Source organism: Frigoribacterium sp. AC759, assembly GCF_979256015.1.
This window is the reverse complement of the sequence record NZ_CEEDMT010000011.1, coordinates 64,766-82,690: the sequence shown is the minus strand read 5'-3', so window position 1 is coordinate 82,690 and position 17,925 is coordinate 64,766. Positions and strand designations below refer to the sequence as shown.

Below are 17,925 nucleotides of genomic sequence, written 5' to 3'. Positions count from 1 at the left end.
TGCGAACCATGAACTTCAACTCGGAGGTCTCACCACGCACCAGCTCCGTGGCCGGGACCTCGAGCGCCGAGACGGACTCGAGAGCGTCCAGGATCGAGACCGGAGCGCTGCCCGCGGTCTGGAAGTTGCCCTGGGCCGAGACACCCGAGAACTCGAAGGCCATCTTGTTGCCGGGCACGTCGACCGCGTCGACGGCCGTCTCGACCTTCACCGTGTACTCGTAGTCACGGTTCGCACCGACCGAGATCCCCCGGCCGGTGTTGTCGAAGGTCAGGGTCTTGCCATCGTTCGAGACGGTTCCGTTACGCAGGACGTTCTCTTCCCAGCTACCCCAGAACTCACCATCGGGAGCATCGCGGTAGCGCGACGTCGCGGTCGACTGCTCGGGGAACGTGGTCCCCTCGGGCGCGGTCAGCACGACCTTCGGCGCGAAGCCCGTGTGCGCCTGCGTGTTTCGGACGACGAACTTCACATCCGTCACGGCACCGCGGACCAGCTCGACCGACGGCACCTCCAACGCCGACACCGAACCGAAGTCGCCGGGAATGGAGACCGGAGCGCTGCCAGAAGCCTGGAAGTCACCCTGGGCCGAGACACCCGAGAACACGAAGCCCATCTTGTTGTCGGGCACGTCGAGGGCGTCAGCGGCCGTCTCGACCTTGACCGTGTACTCGTAGTCACGGTCCGCTACAGCGGTGATGCCGTGGTCGCTGTTGTCGAAGGTCAGGGTCTTCCCATCGTTCGAGACGACACCGTTCTTGAGGTCGTAGCCATCCCAGACCAACCAGCCGTCCGCGGTCGTGGCCTTGTACCGGCTCGACGCCGTCGCCTGCTCGGGGAACGTCGTCCCCTCCGGTGCGGTCAGCACCACCTTGGGCGCGAAGCCCAGGTGCTCCTGGGTGTTGCGAACCATGAACTTCAACTCGGAGGTCTCACCACGCACCAGCTCCGTGGCAGCGACCTCGAGCGCCGAGACCGAACCGAAGTCGTCGGTCGAGGCGTCGGCGGCGGGGGTGTTCGCGCTGGTGACGCTCATGGACGCAGCGGGAGCGGCGACGGCCCCGGGGCCGAATGCGAGCCCGGAGACGACGGTCGCCGTCGCGAGTGCGGCAGCACCCAGGCGCTGCGCCGGGGTGTTCTTCTTCTTGTTCTTCATGTGGCGGTCTGTTCTTTCTTTCGGGCCGTCGAGGGACGGTGTGAAGGGAGAGGTCTGTCGGCGCCGGGTCAGCGCGCGCTGACGGCGACGTCGTCGGCGCCGGTGGCCACCTCGGGGGCGTCTCCGCCGTGGGTGACGGTGTTGCCGAACGACAGGTTGTTGATCGTCTCGACGGACTCGACGTCGACGGTGTTGCCGTCGCTCTCGAGGATCAGGTTCGTGACCGGGCCGAGCGTGATGGTGTTGCCCGAGCCGATGATGTCGACGGTCTCGCAGCCGTCGGGCAGCTCGTACTCGGTGTCGTTGTCGACGAACGTGGCGATGCCGTCGATGCACTCGCCGGTCGGCTTCGGGAAGTCCGTGGCCGAGGCGGTCTCCGAGGAGGCGGGGGTCGGCGTGGCCTCGTCGGCCTCGGTCGTGCCGCTGGTGCAGCCGGTCAGGGCCAGCGCGGCGAACGCGATGCCGGCGGTGGTGGTGAGGAGTGTGCGGCGCATGGTGGTCCGTTCTGTCGTGTGGCGGCGAGCCGGGCGGCACGCCGAAGGGGAAGCTGAGAGGGAAGAGGAGGGCGGAGCAGAGACGGCCTGAGTTCCGAGCGTCACCGGCCCGCCTCGAGGCGGATCTCGTGTCGGCCGTTCTCGACGTCGGCGCGCGCGCTGGTCACCGTGACGGTGACGGGCCCGGCACCGATCCATCGGCGCGCGGTCCACGAGCCGTCGTACTGGACGGTGGCGACCGAGGGTGGTGTACCGGTGCCATCGTCGATCGAGATGCGTGACCAGGTCGTGCCGGTGCCGGTGAAGGTGACCCAGCCGGCCTGCGAGTGGTCGTCGCCGTCGACCGGGGCCGACACGACCAGCTCTCCTTGCGGCACCTGGTCGGAGTAGAGCCGGAGCTGCTGCTCGGTCGACTCCCCGCCCGTCGTCGTGTAGGTCACGGTGAAGGCGATCGAGCCGTTGCCGAGCCACCTCTGGATCGACCAGCGACCGCTGAGGTCGACCCGCGCCTCCAGCGGGGCCAGGCCGGGCGCGGTCAGGGTGACCGTGTCGCCGGTGGATCCGGTGCCCGAGAAGGTGATCGCGCCGGGGGTGAAGGTGCCGCCGTCGGAGTGACTGTCGATCGTGAAGGGCCGGTCGGTGACACCCGTGTTGAATGCGACGGTCTCGGACCCGTTCTCGACGTCGGCCCGGGAGGACGTCACCGTGAACGTGGTCGGCTCGGTGCCGACCCACCGCCGTGCCGTCCACGAGCCGTCGTACTGCACGGTCGCGGTGGTCGGGGCGATGGCGGAGTCGTCGGCGATCGACACCCTCGACCAGGTCGTGCCCGTGCCCGAGAAGGTCACCCACCCCTGTGCCCTGTGACCATCGCCGTCCGAGGGAGACGCCAGGGTGAAGTCGCCCTCGGCCACGGCGTTCGAGAACAGACGGATGCCCTCGATGGTGTTCTCACCCTCGGAGGAGGTGTGCGAGACGGTCAGGGTGTACGCGCCGTTGCCCAGGTAGCGCACCGCGCGCCAGGTCCCGTCGGGGCGGACCTCGGTCGAGACGGGGGCGCCCGAGGCCGGTGCGATGGTCACCGTCGCGCCGGGGAACCCGGAGCCGGTGAACTCGACCTCGCCCGGAGTGAAGCGATCACCGTCTGCGAAGTCGTCGAGGGTCCCGTCGCGGTACCGGTCGACGAACGAGACCGCCGAGCGACCGAAGACGTGGAAGGCCCCGCTGTTCGCCGTGCCGGAGTGCAGGAGGCCTAGCGAGCCCTGGTCGGCGACGCCGAACGGGGTGCGCACGACGGCCTCGAACCGCAGCCGGGACCCGGCCGGGAGGCGGAAGCCGCCGTTCGTCGTGTCGGCGTCGTAGGTGAGGGAGGTCGCGTCGGCCGACGGGGTGCCCCCGGTCAGACGCAGATAGGCGGACTCGCGCCAGTCGCGAGCCCCGGGCAGCAGGTAGGCCACCGGCCGATCATCGGCCGAGGCGAACGTCGTCCCGGCCGGCGCCGTGAAGGTGACCGTCGAGTCCATCGAGGTCAGCTCGGCGGTCGTCTCGACCTGGGCGGTCACCGCGCTGTCCAGCCCGCGGGGGATCTCGGCCGACGGCAGCTCGACGGGGGTGAACTCGCCGGAGGCCGCCGGGACCTCGACATCGAGCGTCGTCGTGCCGTGCACCTCGTCGTTCGGCAGGGTCTGGGTGACCACGAGCGAGGTGACGCCGACCTCGAGATCGGTCAGCGTGAGCGTGTACTCGCCGGTCTCGCCGACGACGACCGACTCGTCGCCGATCGAGACCGTCGACCCCGTGGAGGCGACCCCCGAGACCGCTGCCGAGCGCTCCATCGCGTCGACGACGGCCGACGCGGTGATCTCGCGCTCGGCGAGCATCGCCCCGTCGAGGGCCATCGGCCGCGTGTACGAGGCCCCGTCGACGGCGTGCACGTAGGTGCCGGCACCGCGCGGTGCGATCGCCCGTGCCGTGGCGGTCGACGGCGAGAGCGCCTTCGAGAAGCCCTGCCGCTCGGTCGTGTCGGTCCACTGCCAGTCCTGCTGGGCGGAGGCGTTGCAGCTCGCGATCGTGACCGTGCCGTTGCTCGGCGACGCCTTGGTCAGGCAGCGATCCGCCTTGTCGCCGACACCACGCACCGGGCCGACCTGGCCGACGGCCGGCACCAACCAGTAGTCGGCCTCGGCCTGCGCCTCGGCGAGGGTTCCGCCGCCGCCGGTGCGCATGGTGTCGGGATCGGCTCGGAGGCCGAAGGCGTGGGTCTCGCTCTGGACGATCGCGAGAGGCCCGACGAGGCGGGTGGATTCGGAGGCGATGACGACGGGCGTGCTGCCCGAGGCCCTCACCGACGGGTCGCCCGGCGAGGCGTCCGCGGCAGCGGCTGCTCCGTCGGCGATGCCGCCGAGCACGGTCGCCGTGGCGAGCGCGACTGCTCCGACTCGGAGTGCGGTCCTTCTCGTCATGTGTTCTGGTCTCCCCTGGTGTCATGCCCGGCGGGTCCCGGTGACAATGCGTCAAATATTACCAGAGGAATTCGTATATCGCATGCTAATACGTGTGATGCATGAGCTAGGACGACGCCAGCCGTTCATCTGCGCGACGTGCGGCGGCATCCCCACCGTCGCCGCGCCTCCCTACGGTGCTCGTGGGTCGACCGGCACCCCTTCGTCGCTCCCCGCGACGAGCCTCGGCCCCGCACCCGAAGGATCCCGATGCTCGCCAAGCGCCACCTCGCCGGAGCCGCCACCCTCGCCGCCCTGGCACTGGGCCTCACCGCCTGCTCGTCCGCCGACGCGGGGAGCTCAGGAGGCGCGGCGGGCGACACCGACGCCGCCACCGCCACCAGCGCGGAGGACTTCGGCGGCATGGACCAGCTCGTCGCCGCCGCCGAGGCGGAAGGCGAGCTGAACGTCATCGCGCTGCCCGACACCTGGGCGAACTACGGCGAGATCATCGACGCCTTCGAGAACGAGTACGACATCACCGTCAACTCGGACAACCCCGACGTGTCGAGCGCCGAGGAGATCACCGCGGCGCAGAACCTGAAGGGGCAGGACGGCGCCCCCGACGTCTTCGACCTCGGCTCGGCCGTCACCCTCGAGAACCTCGACCAGTTCGCGCCGTACAAGGTGACGACCTGGGACGACATCGCCGACGATCGCAAGGACGCCGACGGCAGGTGGGTCTACGACTACACCGGTCTGATGTCGATCGGCTACGACGCCGACGCCGTGCCCGAGCCGACCAACCTCGACGACCTGCTCGGCGACGAGTACAAGGGCAAGGTCGCCCTGAACGGCGACCCGACCCAGGCCGGCGCCGCAGCGGCCGCGATCCAGTGGGCCGCCCTCCAGGACGGCGGCAGCGTCGACGACATCACCCCCGGTGTCGATTTCTTCGGCGAGCTGAACGACGCCGGCAACTTCCTGCCGACCGACCCGACGCCCGCCACCATCGCCTCGGGCGAGACCCCCGTCGTCTTCGACTGGAGCTACAACAACCTGGCCGCCGCGGCCGACGCCGGCGGTCGCGACTGGAAGACCGCCGTGCTGCCCGGCACGGCCCTCGCCAGCTACTACAACCAGGCCATCAACGTCGACGCCCCGCACCCCGCGGCCGCCCGCCTGTGGCAGGAGTTCATCATGGGCGACACCGCCCAGAACCTCTACCTCGCCGCCGGCGCCTACCCCGTCCGACTCGACGCCATGGTCCAGGCCGGCACGGTCGACCAGGGCGCCCTCGACGCGGTCGGCGAGCAGCCCGCCGACACCGTGCAGTTCACCAGCGAGCAGACCGAGGCCGCCTCGGCGGTCCTGGCCGAGCGCTGGGCCGCCGTGATCGGCTGATCGTGACGACCGTGGCGAGAGGGGCGGAGTCGTCGACCCGCGCCTCCTCGACCTCCGGCGGCGCCGACTCCCCCCGGGGCCGGCGCCGCCTGCCGGCGTGGTGGGGGCTGACCCCGTTCGCGCTCTACGTGCTGGCGTTCCTGGTGCTGCCGTGCCTGCTGGCGCTCGGCACCGGCTTCGTCGACGGCGACGGCCGGTTCACCCTCGACAACATCGCCGTGCTCGGCGAACCCAGCGTGCTGCGCGCGTTCGGCAGCTCGGCGTTCGTCTCGGGCGTGACCGCCGTGGTCGGCGCCGTGGTCGGCGCCGTCGTCTGCTGGGGTCTCACCGCCCTCCGCCCCGACGGGCTCGTGCGCGGTCTGGTCGACTCGGCGGCCAGCGTGCTCGCCCAGTTCGGCGGCGTCATGCTCGCATTCGCCTTCACGGCCACCATCGGCATCCAGGGGGTCGTCACCCAGCTGCTGCTGACCCGCTTCGGCGTCGACGTCTTCGCCGACGGGGTCTGGTTCTATCAGGTGCCGGGGCTGCTGCTGCCGTACATCTACTTCCAGGTGCCGCTGATGGTGATCACCTTCATGCCGGCCGTCACCGGACTGCGGCCGCATTGGCAGGAGGCGGTGGCCACCCTCGGCGGAACGGGGTGGCAGCACTTCGCCCGCGTCGTGGTGCCCGTGCTCACGCCCGCATTCGTCGGCAGCCTGCTGCTGCTGTTCGCGAACGCGTTCTCGTCGTACGCGACGGCGGCGGCGATCATCAGTCAGGGCGCCCAGATCGTACCGCTGCAGATCCGCGCCGCGCTCGTCAGCGAGACCGTGCTCGGTCGCGAGAACGTCGCCGGGGCGCTCGCGCTCGGCATGGTGATCGTGATGGTCGTGCTGATGTCGCTGTACTCGGTGCTGCAGCGCCGGACCGAGCGGTGGCAGCGGTGACCGGCGTGTCGACCCGCGCCTCCTCGGGGCGCGCCCCCTCGGCGGGTGGGCCTGCCGGCCGCGCTTCGACGACGGCCCGCAGGGTCGCGCTCGGCGTGGTCGGGCTGGTGTTCGCCGTGCCGATCGCGGCGATGGTCGCGTTCTCGCTACGGAGCGCCGACGGCAGCGGGCACGACCTGAACCACTGGCTCGCGATCGTCGACCCCGAGAACGAGCGGGCGTATCGCAACCTCGTCGAGGGCGTGACGAACTCGCTGGTGCTGGCCGTCGTCGCCGCACTGCTGGTGCTCGCGCTGCTCGTGCCCGCCATGGTGCTCGTGCACCTCCGCTACCCGCGACTCGCGCGCCCGCTCGAACTCGTCTGCCTCGTGCCGATCACGGTGCCGGCCATCGTGCTCGTCGTCGGGCTCGCGCCGGTCTACTCGGTGGTGACGCGCATCGCCGGGTCGGGCGCCTGGACGCTCGCGCTGGCCTACGGGATCACCGTGCTGCCCTACGCGTACCGGGCCGTGCAGTCCGACCTCGCCGGCACGGATCTGCGCACCCTCACCGAAGCGGCCCGCACCCTCGGGGCCGGCTGGGCGCACATCGCCGTGAGCGTCGTCGTGCCGTCGCTGCGCCGAGGGCTGCTCGCGGCCGCGTTCATCACCGTCGCCGTCGTGCTCGGCGAGTTCACCATCGCGTCGCTGCTCAACCGCGTGACGCTGCAGACGGCCCTGGTGCAGGTCTCGCGGAGCGACCCGTACGCCGCGGTCATCTTCGCCCTGCTGGCGCTGGGCTTCGCGTTCGCACTGCTCGTCGTGATCGGGCGCGTCGGCACTCGCGGGCCGGGCGCCTCGCCCGCGGTCTCGGCAGGCGCCGCGTCTCCCGCCGGTGCTGCTGCGCCCGCCGCTCTCGCTGCACCCGCCCCTCCTGCTCCGCCCGCTCGAAAGGCCCGCTCGTGACCGCCACCCTCACCGCCCCCATCGACGTCGACCGGCGCGGTGGCGCGGCCGTCGAGTTCCGCTCGGTCGTCAAAGACTTCTCGGGGCACCGCGCGCTCGACGGCGTCTCGCTGTCGCTCAGGCCGGGCGAGCTCGTGGCCGTGCTCGGGCCGAGCGGCTGCGGCAAGACCACCGCGCTGCGGGGCCTGGCGGGTCTCGAGAGCGTGACGAGCGGCAGCATCACGATCGACGGCGACGACGTCGTCGGCGTGCCGACCCATCGCCGAGACGTGGGCATGGTCTTCCAGGCGTACTCGCTCTTCCCGCATCTGACGGTGCTGCAGAACGTCGAGTTCGGTCTCCGGATGCGCCGCGTCGGGCGTACGGAGCGCACGAGTCGCGCGCGCTCGATGCTCGAGCTGGTCGGCCTCGGCGACCTCGGCGAGCGCTACGCCCACCAGCTCTCGGGCGGCCAGCAGCAGCGCGTCGCTCTGTCCAGGGCACTCGTCACCCGGCCCCGCGTGCTGCTGCTCGACGAGCCGCTCAGCGCCCTCGACGCGAAGGTGCGGGTGCATCTGCGCGATGAGATCCGGCGGATCCAGCGCGAGCTCGCGATCACGACCATGTTCGTCACCCACGACCAGGAGGAGGCGCTCGCGGTCGCCGACCGCGTCGCCGTGATGAAGGCCGGGTCGATCGAGCAGATCGGCACCCCCGAGGAGCTCTACCGCGAGCCGTCGTCCGCGTTCGTCGCGGAGTTCGTGGGCACGAGCAACCGGGTGCGGGCCGAGGTGGTCGACGGGCGCGTGCGCCTGCCGGGCTGCCGTGAGATCGAGGCGGTCGGGTCACCGGCCGACGGCGCCGTCTGGGCCTGGGTCCGCCCGGAGGACGTCGTGTTCACCGACGATCCGCACGCGATCGCCGGCACGGTCGAGTCGGTGTCGTTCAGAGGGGCGGTCTCGCGGACAACTGTGCGGACCGACCCCGGCACGGTGCTCACCCTCGACCACCGCCCCGAGGTCGGCCGCCCGATCGGCACCGAGGTGCTCGTCTCGTTCGTCCCCGCCGCCGTGGCGGTCGTCCCGGTCTGATCGCCCCGGTCTGATCGCCTCGGCCGATCCGAGGCGGCCGGTCGACGTGAGCCGGGCGGCCGCCCCGGAGACCGATCAGCCGGCGCGTGCGTCGCCCGCCGTCTGGTCGAGCCTCTCGAGCCGCCACGACGGCACGGGTTCGAACGCCCGCCGCATCAGGCGGAGCACGGCGCCGCGGTGCTCCATCCGATGCGACACGAGGGTGCCGCCCGGCACCCTGTCCATCCGCCATTCGCCGAGCTCGTCGGCGCCGGGGGCCACGAGACGGTAGGCGACTCGTGCCGGCCCGGTCTCGAGGTACGTGATGTGGCCGCCGACCAGCCCTCGGATCCGGATCGGGTACGCCCGGCCGATCGTCGCGGGCCCAGGAGGCGCGGTGACGGACGACAGCGCCGGGTTCCAGTCGGCGACGGCCGAGACCTCGACGAGCACCCGCAGGACGTCCGCCGGGCGACGCCGCATCGAGCGGCTGGCCGAATGCACGACGGGCATCACGTCGCGGCCCCCCGCAGCTCGCCGACCAGGCGTTCGGCCCGGCGCACCCGAGACGCGTGGTGCGGGTGCTGCGTCGGCGTCTCGGCCACGACCCGTCGCAGCTGCTCGAGCGCCTGCCGATGCCGACCGAGCCGCTGCAGGGCCTCGGCCGAGGCCATGGCGGTGCGGGTCGGGTCGGCGGCGTCGGCCGCGGCGACCGCGAACCGTTCGAGCGCCCGCTCGGCGCCGCCGCCGAGGGCCGTCGGCACGGCGAGACACCATCGACCCAGCAGGTAGTTGGCCAGCGGATGGGCGGGGGCCTCGCCGAGGAGGCGCGCGAGGCGTCCGCGGATCACCATCGCGGCCACGAGACGGACCGGCCCCCGCCACCGGGTCGCCCGGAGAGCCGCGAGTCGGATCCGCTGCGTCCGCAGGTCGAGACCCCGACGCTCGACGGTGCCGACCACGGTGGTCAGCATGCGCAGTCGACGGAGCACCGCGGGGGCGATCCGCCCGTCGTCCGTCAGCTGGCGGACGATGGAGGCGTCGACGGCGTCGGCCGCGGGCGGCAGGGGGATCGCCGACGAACGCGCTGCGTTCCGGGCCGCCCGGGCCACGAGCGACTCGACAACCGCCCGGCTCGACCCGGCGAGGGCCTGCGCCGCCTCGGGCTTCGTCAGTGTGGAGTCGACCTCGAGGGGCGCGCCGATCACGACGTCGACGCGACCTCGTCGGAACCACCGGTCGCCCTTGCGGAGCACGTCGGCGGTGCCGTGCAGACCGATGGGGATCATGGGCGCCCCGTGGGCGAGGGCGAATCGGAAGGCCCCGGGCTTGAACTCGCGCATCGGACCGCCGTCTCCGCGGGTGCCCTCCGGATAGACGCAGAGCCCGTCGCCCGAGCCGAGCACCCGCCGGACCTCGCGGAGGGTGTCGGGCCCGGGGACGTCGCGGTCGACCGGGATGCCGTACCAGGCCGTCGCCCACAGACGAGGGAACGGCCGGGCGAAGCTCTCGCGCTTGGTGAGGAACCAGACAGGACGGCCCCGGAGGGTCTGGACCACCACCTGGACGACGAAGTGGTCGAAGTAGCTGGCGTGGTTCGGGACGACGACGAGCGGACCGTCGAGCGGGATGTTCTCGAGCCCTTCGACGCTGCCGATGCGCCGTCGGACGATGCGCCACACCACCGACCGGGTCGCCCCGCGGATGACGCGGAGGGCCAACATCAGTCGCGACCCTGCTCAGTGCGAGCCTCGTCGGCGCGGTGGCGGACGAGCTCCGCGATGCTCGTCAGCACGAGGCCGTGCTCGGCCGCGAACTCGCGCAGGGCGTCGAGACGGAGCATCTCGCCGTCGACCCCGATGATCTCGACGATGACGCCGGCGGGCGCGCACCCGGCCAGACGGGCGAGATCGACCGACGCCTCGGTGTGACCGGGTCGCTCGAGGACCCCGCCGGGGCGGGCGATCAGCGGGAACACGTGCCCGGGTCGGGCGAGGTCGTTAGCGTCGCCCGACACGGCGAGGTGGATGGTGGTCGCCCGCTCGGAGGCGGAGATGCCCGTGGTGACGCCGTGAGCGGGTGTGCCGTCGATCGACACCGTGAAAGCGGTCGACTGGTGGTCTTCGTTCTTCTCGACCATGGGGTCGAGTCGCAGCTCGGCCGCGCGCCCCTCGTCGAGCGCGAGGCAGACCAGGCCGCGACCGTGGGTGATCATGAAGTTCACGATCTGGGGTGTGACGTGCTCGGCGGCGACGATGAGATCGCCTTCGTTCTCGCGGTCCTCGTCGTCGACCACGACGACCATCTCGCCGCGGCCGATGGCGTCGATGGCGGCTCGGGCGTCGCTCAGGGGCGCGGCGCCGATGGCGGCGGGCGGTGCGTCGGGGGTCTCGGTCTGCAGGGTCATGGTGCTCCTCGTGAGGTGATGTGTCGCGTGGCGGGCTGTGCCAGCAGCCAGAATGTCAGATGTATGACTCCACAACAAATGTCGAGACATCTATCGGCCTCGAGTCTCGAATCGACGTCGGACCCGCTACGTGATACAACATGCATGTTCCATCATCTACCGGCGTCGTCCGACGCCCTCGACGGGAGACCGCCATGTCACGACCGAACCATCCCCTCCGGCGAGCACCTCGCCTCGTCCTCACCGCGTGGGTGATCCTGGTGGCGGTCGCCGCGGCCCTCGCCCTCCAGCTCGACGGCGCCCTGTCGGGCGGCGGCTTCACCGCACCCCGGGCGGAGGCGCTGGTCACCCAGGCGGGCATCGAACGCGACTTCGGCGACGCCCCCAACCAGGTCGTCGTGGTGCTCGACGGCGACGACGCCATCTCCCCCGCCGCGATCGACGAGACGACGGCGCTGCTCACCGACCATGGAGCGGTCTCGGTGACGACACCCGGGCAACGACCCGACTACGCGTCCGCCGACGGCCGGACGGTCGTGATCACCGCGGGCTTCGACGGCGACAACACCGTCGCTCAGAACCTCACCCCCGACCTGCAGGAGGGCGTCTCCGACCTGGCCGGCGGCGTCGACGGCTACGTGACGGGTCAACCCGCACTCGACTACCAGCTGAACGTCCACTCGAAGGAGGACGCCCTCCGGGCCGAGCTGATCGTCTTCCCCGTGCTGATCGTCGTCCTCCTCATCGTCTTCCGCTCGGTCGCCGCCGCCGTCGTGCCCCTGCTCATCGCCGGCTCGTCGCTCGCGATCGCCCTGGGAGTCGGCTACCTCATCGCCCGCGAGACCGACGTCTCGAACCTGTACTCGAACATCGTCTCGATGATCGGCCTGGCGGTGTCCGTCGACTACTCGCTGTTCATCGTGAAGAGATTCCGCGAAGAGCTGAGCCACGGTCGGAGCGTGCGCGACGCCGTCGACGTCGCGATGGCCCGCGCGGGTCATTCGGTGCTGTTCTCCGGCGCCGCGGTCATCGTGGCTCTGGCCGCCCTGCTCGTCCCCCGCGTCATGGCCTTCACGAGCATCGCCCTGGGCGGCATGATCGTCACCGCGGTGGCGCTGGTGCTCACGCACACCGTCCTGCCGTCGCTCCTGATCCTCCTCGGTCGTCGCATCGACTGGGGTCGCGTCCCCCTGCCCAGTCGTCGACCTCGCCGGGCGTCCGGCTCCACCGCCGCCGACTCGACGAGCACCGGCACGGGCCTGCGCGGTCGTCCGAGCCCGACCCGCGCGATGTCGGCCGTCGTGGCCCTCGTCGGCGTCGTGGGGCTTCTCGCCGTGTCGTCGCCGGCCCTCGGCCTCTCGCTGCAGTCGCCGGTCGCGAGCGCCACCGTCCTCCCCGAAGACGACCCCGCTCGCATCGGACTCGACGTGGCCGCGGCCCGGATCGGCGTGGACGACCTGTTCCCGCTCCAGGTCGTCATCGGCGCGGACGACGCATCGGAGCTCGTCGACGACGTCGCGAAGGCCAGCCGCCTGCTGCAGGAGCACGCCGACGTCGCCTCGGTCACGAGCGTCACCACCTCCGGGATCGACCCGGCGCTGCTCCCCGCGCTGCTGGCCAGCGACGAGGCTCCCGCCGAGCTGGGGGCGCTGTGGGCCGAGGGCTCCGCGGGGACGGTCGCGCGCCTCCTCGTCACCACCGACGACGGACCGGACTCGGTCGAGGCGCACGACCTCGTCCGCGAGATCCGCGACGAGCTGCCCGACGAGCTCGGCTCGTCGTCGACCGTCGCGGTCGCCGGGGCGACCGCCCAGGGGCTCGACTTCGACGAGACGCTCGTCGACTCGCTGCCGACCATCGCCGTCCTCGTGTTCGTCGCGACGTTCCTGCTGCTGATCGTGGCGTTCCGATCCGTGACGCTCTCGCTGCTGGCGCTCGCGTTCAACGCGCTCGTCGTCGGAGCGAGCCTCGGGGCGCTCACCCTCGTGCAGTCGCTGACGAGCGACGTGCCGCTGAACTCCGTCACCCCCGTCCTGCTCTTCGCCGTGATGTTCGGCCTGAGCATGGACTACATGGTGATCATCATCGCCCGGATCGCCGAGACCTACGAGCGCGGGGCCGTCTTCGGCTCGGCGGTGACCGACGGGCTGCGGGCGACCCGACCCATGATCAACAGCGCCGCCCTCATCATGATCGTCGTCTTCCTCGCGTTCATGACCGGGCAGATCAGCATCGTGCGCGAGATCGGCCTGGGGCTGGCGATCGCGGTGGCCCTCGACGCCGTCGTCATCCGCACGATCGTGCTGCCGTCCGTGCTGCGGGCCATCGGCCCGGGTGTCTTCGGGGCGCGGAGTCGTCGACGTCGACGTCGACCGCAGCCCCAGACGGCGGGCGGTAATCTCGTGTCGTGACATCCTCTGGCGGACCCCGAGCCGAGCTGGCCCCCTCCGAGTTGCGCTACCTCGTGCTCGCCGCCCAGCGCGAAGGCAACCGAGCCGTGGCCGACGCGCTGGCCCCCGTCGGGCTGACACCCTCGCAGGCCGAGGTCGTCGGGGTGCTTGACGACTCCGGCCCCCTGACGCTCAAGGCCCTGGGCGAGCTGATCGTCTGCGAGACCGGCAGCCCGAGCCGGATCGTCGACGCGCTGGTCCGCCGTGGGCTCGTCGCACGGGAGACGAGCCCCGACGACCGTCGCGCCGTCGTCCTCAGCCTCACCGACGACGGCCGGTCGCTCGTGCCGCACGTGCGGGCGGTCGACGCGGGGATGGACGACGTGCAGGGTCGCACCTCGGGCGACGACCTGGCCGGGCTCGTCGCGGTGCTCCGCGGGTTCCTCGCCGGCTCGGCCAGTGCGGAGGTGCTCGACCGCCGATTCGGCGCCGACCGCACGGTGGTCGAGGACGCTCCGCGTTCCGACTGAGCGGACTCCTCGACTCCCGCCGGCGGATCGGTCGGGCGCCGGAAAGGCATGAGGGGGTTGTGCGTACACCTCGAGGGTCGACAATGTCGGAGTGAGCAAAAAGATCAAGACAGCCCTCAGAGATCTCGTCGACGCCCTCGAGAAGCACGCGGCAGTGACCGCGGAGCGACCGACATCGTCCAAACGCGCTGGTCGTGCGACGGCGAAGGTCCGCTCCGCGGCCGCCGCCTACACGTCGATCGTCGCCGACAAGACCGGGCAGCCCAACCCGTTCGTCGACTTCCTCGACGACGAGACCGTCGCCTCGCTGCGCGCCGAACGCGACGCCGTCGCCCGCAAGCACGACGACAAGAAGTCGAAGGGCGACGAGAAGACCGTCGTCGCGCCGACCCCGTCTCTCGACGAACTCACGAAGTCGGAGAAGAAGGGCAAATCGGACAAGAAGGGCAAGTCCGACGAGAAGGGCAAGACAAACAAGAAGGGCAAGTCCGACAAGAAGGGCAAGTCCGACGGGAAGGGCGAGTCCGAGAAGACTGACAAGAAGGACAAGTCCGACAAGCCTTCGAAGACCGCCCCCGTCGCGTCGTCGATCTTCGTCCCGCCGCTGCCCCCCGTCGTCACCGTCGACGAGACCGTCGCCGACGACACCGCTACCGACCCGTCTCGCGACCTCACCGCGATGACGCTCGTGCAGCTGCGCGCCCTCGCGCGCGAGGCCGGGCTCTCCGGGGTGTCGCGGGCGACGAAGGCGCAGCTGATCGAGCACCTGCACCGCGGCGCCACCAGCTGAGTCGACGGACGACGGGAGGCGCGGGTCCACTGGACCCGCGCCTCCTTCATGTCTCCCCGCCTGCGCTCAGTCGACGCGGAGGGTCATCATCCCCTGCTTGTTGCTCTGCAGCACCTGGATGGTCGTTCCCGACCCGGCGACCTTGACCGAGCCCTGCGGGTTCGACGCGTCGTAGTACGCGAGCGGGTCGCTGTCGTCGAACATCGACACCGCCGGTCGCGCCGGCGCGGTCATCGTCAGCGACGCGCCGCCGAGCTCGCGGTGCAGCGTGATCGGGTCGGTGCGCTGGATGCCGAACGTGGCGTCGAAGCTCTGGATCCGGTTGCGGGCGACCGAGCCGTCCGACCAGGTCAGCGCCGTCGGATTCGCGTCGACCGGCAACGCGAGCCCCGCACCGGGGTGCTGCGCCGTGTTGTTGTCCGACTGCGCGGAGTCCCAGTAGGTGATGCTGAGGCCGTCCTGATACGGGAAGTGCTCGACGCGGTCGGGCTGCGACTCGAGCCAGCCGAAGTTGTACGGACCGGTGCGCAGGGTGTCGTCGTAGCCGCCGTACTGCCGGTTCTCGGCGAGATAGAAGCGGGCGTTCCCCTTCTTGTCGAAGGGCAGCGTGACCACGACGGCCTGCGGCTTCTTCGTGGCGTGGAACGACGGGCCGATCTGGTGCGTGGACTTCGCCGCCTTCGGGCCGCCCACGGCGATCTCGTAGTCGAGCCAGCCGAGCTGCAGCTTCTCCCAGGCGCCCATCTGGTTCGGGGTCGTGCCGATCGCCCCGTCGCCGTGACTCAGCCACGAACCCGAGCTCATGAGAGTCCAGAAACCGGTGCCGTTCTCGCCGCCGCTGGTGTCGTAGAGGTCGGGCAGACCCAGGTCGTGACCGTACTCGTGGGCGAAGACGCCGAGGCCGCCGTTCTCGGGCTCGGTCGTGTAGTCGCGCACCCAGAAGTCGGTGTCGCCGATCTTCACTCCGCCGAACGGGTTGACCGCGGGGCCAGCCGTGCCCTCCGCGTCCTGACCGACCGCCCAGCGGTGCGACCAGATGGCGCTCGAGTCGGCGCCCGCCTCCTCGCCCTCGCCGGCGTGGATGGCCTGGAAGTGGTCGATGTAGCCGTCGGGCTCGTCGAAGACGCCGTCGGCGTCGTAGTCGTAGCGATCCCACTGGTCGAAGGTCTGCAGGTACTCGGTGATCTGCGCGGCAGTCTTTCCGCGCGCGATCTGGTCGTCGTACCAGGCGTCGGCGGTGTCCTGCACGAAGCGGGTCATGTCGGCCTGACTCTCGGTCTCGCCGTAGCTGGCCGACGAGTACGGCACGGTGACCCAGTCGCTGACGTCGCCGTCAACCGTGTACCGGCCGCTCGACATCTCCTCGTAGACGCCCTTCAGCGACTCGCCCTGCTGGTCGAAGAACATGTCGAGGTAGTGGCCGCGGCTGAAGTCGTTGGTCCAGTACGTGGAGTTGTCGTTCGCCCTGTCGGGCTGGGCGATCTCGTTGTGGATCGGGCCGGCCGGCGCGTCGGCGTAGCGCGGGTCGACCTCGTCGCCGAAGTCGACGAGGAACGACAGGATCTGATCGCTCGACTCGACGCCGTACTGGGCCCACTGACCCGGCTTGATCTCGACCGACTCGCTGTCGCTGCGCGCGCTCCGCTGCTGCGGCTCGGCCTGACCGGTGATCACCTGGGCCACCGCCTCGCGGTTCAGCTCGCGCTGGGCCTCGGCGGCGGGATCGGGACGATCGTCTCTGCTGCGGGGCGAGAGCTGACCGTCGGCACCGGGTGCCGCGGCGGCGGCGGATGCCGCGGCGGCTGAAGGCCCGGCGGCGGACCCGGTGGTGGGAGCGGCGCCGGCCGGCGAGGCGAGCGAGGCGACGAGGAGCGACGCGAACGCCACTCCCCCGATCGCATTGACGTGGCGTTTCTTCACGAAGTGGACCCCTGTCGTTCATCCGAGAAAACTCTTAGGGAGAACATAGGTTCATGGGGACTTCGTGCACAGTGGGCACTTCAGAGGTCGATCGTGTCCCCCGAACGAGGGTGCAGGGAGCCGAGGAGGCGCGGGTCGACCCGACCCGCGCCTCCTTCATGCCCGATGGCGCGTCGGCGGACGCCGCCGGTCAGCGGCTCGCCAGGCCCCGCACCAGCGCGAGGGCGACGTCGGCCGAGCGCCCGGCCGTCAGGGCCAGGTTCTCGTCGTGCACGTCGTGGGCGTCGGGCCCCGCGAGATCGCTGACGCCGCGCACCGAGACGAACGGCACGCGATAGACGTGGCAGGTCTGCGCGATGGCCATCGACTCCATGTCGACCGCGTCGACGTCGACCACGTCGGCGAAGGCGCTGCGGACGCCGACCACCCGGTCGGCGGTCATGAACGCGTCGCTCGACGCGATCAAGCCGGGGCGCACGGCCCAGCCGGCCTCGGACGCGACGGACGTCCCGTAGGCGAGCGCCGCCTCCATCAGGTGGTCGTCGGCGTGGAAGCTGGCCGGCATGCCCGGCACCTGACCGAGGCGGTACCCGAAGACGCGCGCGTCGGCGTCGAGGTTGACGTACTCGGCGCCCGCGACCACGTCGCCGATCTCGATCCCGTGGCCCATGCCGGCCGCGGTGCCCGCGCTGACGACGGTCGGTACGACGCCGTCGAGCGCGCCCGCCCGCACGATGGCCGACGTCGTCGCACTGGCGGAGTTGACGAAGCCGATGCCGCCCTGCACGAGCAGCAGCTCGACCCCGTCGATCTCGACGACGCGCTGCAGCGAACCGCCGACCGCCACGGGCTCGTCGACCCGGGAGGCGCGGTCGACGAACGGCTGGGCCTCGTCGCTCATCGCGACGACGACGATGATCGGCGGGACGGCTGCGCCCCGGCTCATCGGGTGACGGTCGACCACTGGTCGCGGGCCGCGAGGAACCCGCGAGCGACCTCCTGTGCGGCCTCGAGCGAGTGGTTCGCACCCCAGCCGCACTGCGTCTCGTTCGCGGCCGGCACCTCGGTCGCCGTCGTGATGTCGGTCAGCGTGCCCTCGACGAGCGACATGACGTCGTCGATCTCGGGGGTGCCCTGCAGGATCAGGTAGAAGCCGGTCTGGCAGCCCATCGGCGAGAAGTCGATGACGTCGTTCGAGCGGTTGCGCGAGTGCTCGGCGAAGAGGTGCTCGAGCGAGTGCACGGCGGGCATCTCGAGGTGCGCCTCGTTCGGCTGCGTGAAGCGCACGTCGAACTTGGTGATCGTGTCGCCCTTCGGGAGCGTCTTGTGATCGGCGACACGGATGTAGGGGGCCGCGACGGTGCGGTGGTCGAGGTTGAACGACTCGACGTTCATCTTGGGCTGGGTCACGATGTCTCCTCTGCGCCCGGGGCGCGGTCTCGATGGGCGGATCACCCTGGGGGTGCAACGC

16 protein-coding genes are annotated in these 17,925 nt (G+C 71.1%); 7 read left to right on the top strand and 9 right to left on the bottom strand.

Going from position 1 to position 17,925, the window contains the following annotated elements:
• The 3 genes from ACZ6JE_RS09905 to ACZ6JE_RS09895 form a co-directional block, all read right to left on the bottom strand.
• Positions 1–1,156, bottom strand: a 1,156-nt coding sequence (locus tag ACZ6JE_RS09905; protein ID WP_464318846.1) for a hypothetical protein, incomplete at its 3' end; no start/stop codon positions are given.
• 68 nt (positions 1,157–1,224) lie between these two features.
• On the bottom strand, positions 1,225–1,650 hold the full coding sequence (locus ACZ6JE_RS09900) for a DUF3060 domain-containing protein (RefSeq protein ID WP_243214107.1): 426 nt from the start codon (positions 1,648–1,650) through the stop codon (positions 1,225–1,227).
• A gap of 101 nt (positions 1,651–1,751) precedes the next feature.
• Positions 1,752–4,112, bottom strand: coding sequence for a hypothetical protein (locus tag ACZ6JE_RS09895; protein WP_464318845.1), 2,361 nt, complete (start codon positions 4,110–4,112; stop codon positions 1,752–1,754).
• Positions 4,113–4,361: 249 nt separating this feature from the next.
• On the opposite strand from ACZ6JE_RS09895, the gene ACZ6JE_RS09890 reads away from it, so the two are divergent.
• The 4 genes from ACZ6JE_RS09890 to ACZ6JE_RS09875 are packed head-to-tail and all read left to right on the top strand — an operon-like array spanning position 4,362 to position 8,438.
• Positions 4,362–5,495, top strand: coding sequence for an ABC transporter substrate-binding protein (locus tag ACZ6JE_RS09890; RefSeq protein WP_192061786.1), 1,134 nt, complete (start codon positions 4,362–4,364; stop codon positions 5,493–5,495).
• A gap of 11 nt (positions 5,496–5,506) precedes the next feature.
• The gene (locus tag ACZ6JE_RS09885; RefSeq protein ID WP_464318844.1) at positions 5,507–6,424 is read left to right on the top strand and encodes an ABC transporter permease; all 918 of its coding nucleotides are present in this window, start codon (positions 5,507–5,509) and stop codon (positions 6,422–6,424) included.
• A complete protein-coding gene (locus tag ACZ6JE_RS09880; protein ID WP_464318843.1) occupies positions 6,412–7,368 on the top strand; it encodes an ABC transporter permease in 957 nt (318 codons plus the stop codon). The genes ACZ6JE_RS09885 and ACZ6JE_RS09880 overlap by 13 nt, the downstream gene beginning before the upstream one ends.
• Complete coding sequence (locus ACZ6JE_RS09875) at positions 7,365–8,438, top strand: ABC transporter ATP-binding protein (RefSeq protein ID WP_464318842.1); 1,074 nt, start codon at positions 7,365–7,367, stop codon at positions 8,436–8,438. The genes ACZ6JE_RS09880 and ACZ6JE_RS09875 overlap by 4 nt, the downstream gene beginning before the upstream one ends.
• 75 nt (positions 8,439–8,513) lie before the next feature.
• Here the strand turns inward: ACZ6JE_RS09875 and ACZ6JE_RS09870 are convergent, their stop codons facing one another.
• From ACZ6JE_RS09870 to ribB, 3 genes are read right to left on the bottom strand one after another with little or no spacing between them, the layout of a single operon-like run.
• Positions 8,514–8,933: an SRPBCC family protein gene (locus ACZ6JE_RS09870; protein WP_192061788.1), complete on the bottom strand. Its 420-nt coding sequence runs from the start codon at positions 8,931–8,933 to the stop codon at positions 8,514–8,516.
• Complete coding sequence (locus ACZ6JE_RS09865; protein ID WP_464318841.1) at positions 8,930–10,141, bottom strand: lysophospholipid acyltransferase family protein; 1,212 nt, start codon at positions 10,139–10,141, stop codon at positions 8,930–8,932. The genes ACZ6JE_RS09870 and ACZ6JE_RS09865 overlap by 4 nt, the downstream gene beginning before the upstream one ends.
• Positions 10,141–10,824 carry a 3,4-dihydroxy-2-butanone-4-phosphate synthase gene (gene ribB / locus ACZ6JE_RS09860; RefSeq protein ID WP_192061790.1) on the bottom strand — a complete coding sequence of 228 codons (684 nt, stop codon included), beginning with the start codon at positions 10,822–10,824 and terminating at the stop codon, positions 10,141–10,143. Before ribB ends, ACZ6JE_RS09865 begins: the two co-directional genes overlap by 1 nt.
• A gap of 194 nt (positions 10,825–11,018) precedes the next feature.
• Between ribB and ACZ6JE_RS09855 the strand changes: the two genes are divergently transcribed.
• The 3 genes from ACZ6JE_RS09855 (at position 11,019) to ACZ6JE_RS09845 (ending at position 14,534) form a co-directional block, all read left to right on the top strand.
• On the top strand, positions 11,019–13,235 hold the full coding sequence (locus tag ACZ6JE_RS09855) for an MMPL family transporter (protein ID WP_464318840.1): 2,217 nt from the start codon (positions 11,019–11,021) through the stop codon (positions 13,233–13,235).
• Positions 13,232–13,744, top strand: coding sequence for a MarR family winged helix-turn-helix transcriptional regulator (locus ACZ6JE_RS09850; RefSeq protein WP_464318839.1), 513 nt, complete (start codon positions 13,232–13,234; stop codon positions 13,742–13,744). The genes ACZ6JE_RS09855 and ACZ6JE_RS09850 overlap by 4 nt, the downstream gene beginning before the upstream one ends.
• Positions 13,745–13,835: 91 nt before the next feature.
• Positions 13,836–14,534, top strand: coding sequence for a Rho termination factor N-terminal domain-containing protein (locus ACZ6JE_RS09845; protein WP_464318838.1), 699 nt, complete (start codon positions 13,836–13,838; stop codon positions 14,532–14,534).
• A 66-nt stretch (positions 14,535–14,600) separates the two neighbouring features.
• Here ACZ6JE_RS09845 and ACZ6JE_RS09840 read toward each other — a convergent pair whose 3' ends face one another.
• From ACZ6JE_RS09840 to ACZ6JE_RS09830, 3 genes are all read right to left on the bottom strand, one after another.
• Positions 14,601–16,454 (bottom strand): immune inhibitor A domain-containing protein, encoded by a 1,854-nt coding sequence (locus ACZ6JE_RS09840; protein ID WP_464318837.1) that lies wholly within the window; start codon positions 16,452–16,454, stop codon positions 14,601–14,603.
• Positions 16,455–16,644: 190 nt separating this feature from the next.
• Positions 16,645–17,400: a 5'-methylthioadenosine/S-adenosylhomocysteine nucleosidase gene (gene mtnN, locus ACZ6JE_RS09835; protein WP_320479817.1), complete on the bottom strand. Its 756-nt coding sequence runs from the start codon at positions 17,398–17,400 to the stop codon at positions 16,645–16,647.
• Positions 17,397–17,849 carry an S-ribosylhomocysteine lyase gene (locus ACZ6JE_RS09830; RefSeq protein WP_192061808.1) on the bottom strand — a complete coding sequence of 151 codons (453 nt, stop codon included), beginning with the start codon at positions 17,847–17,849 and terminating at the stop codon, positions 17,397–17,399. Before ACZ6JE_RS09830 ends, mtnN begins: the two co-directional genes overlap by 4 nt.
• Positions 17,850–17,925 lie beyond the last annotated feature (76 nt).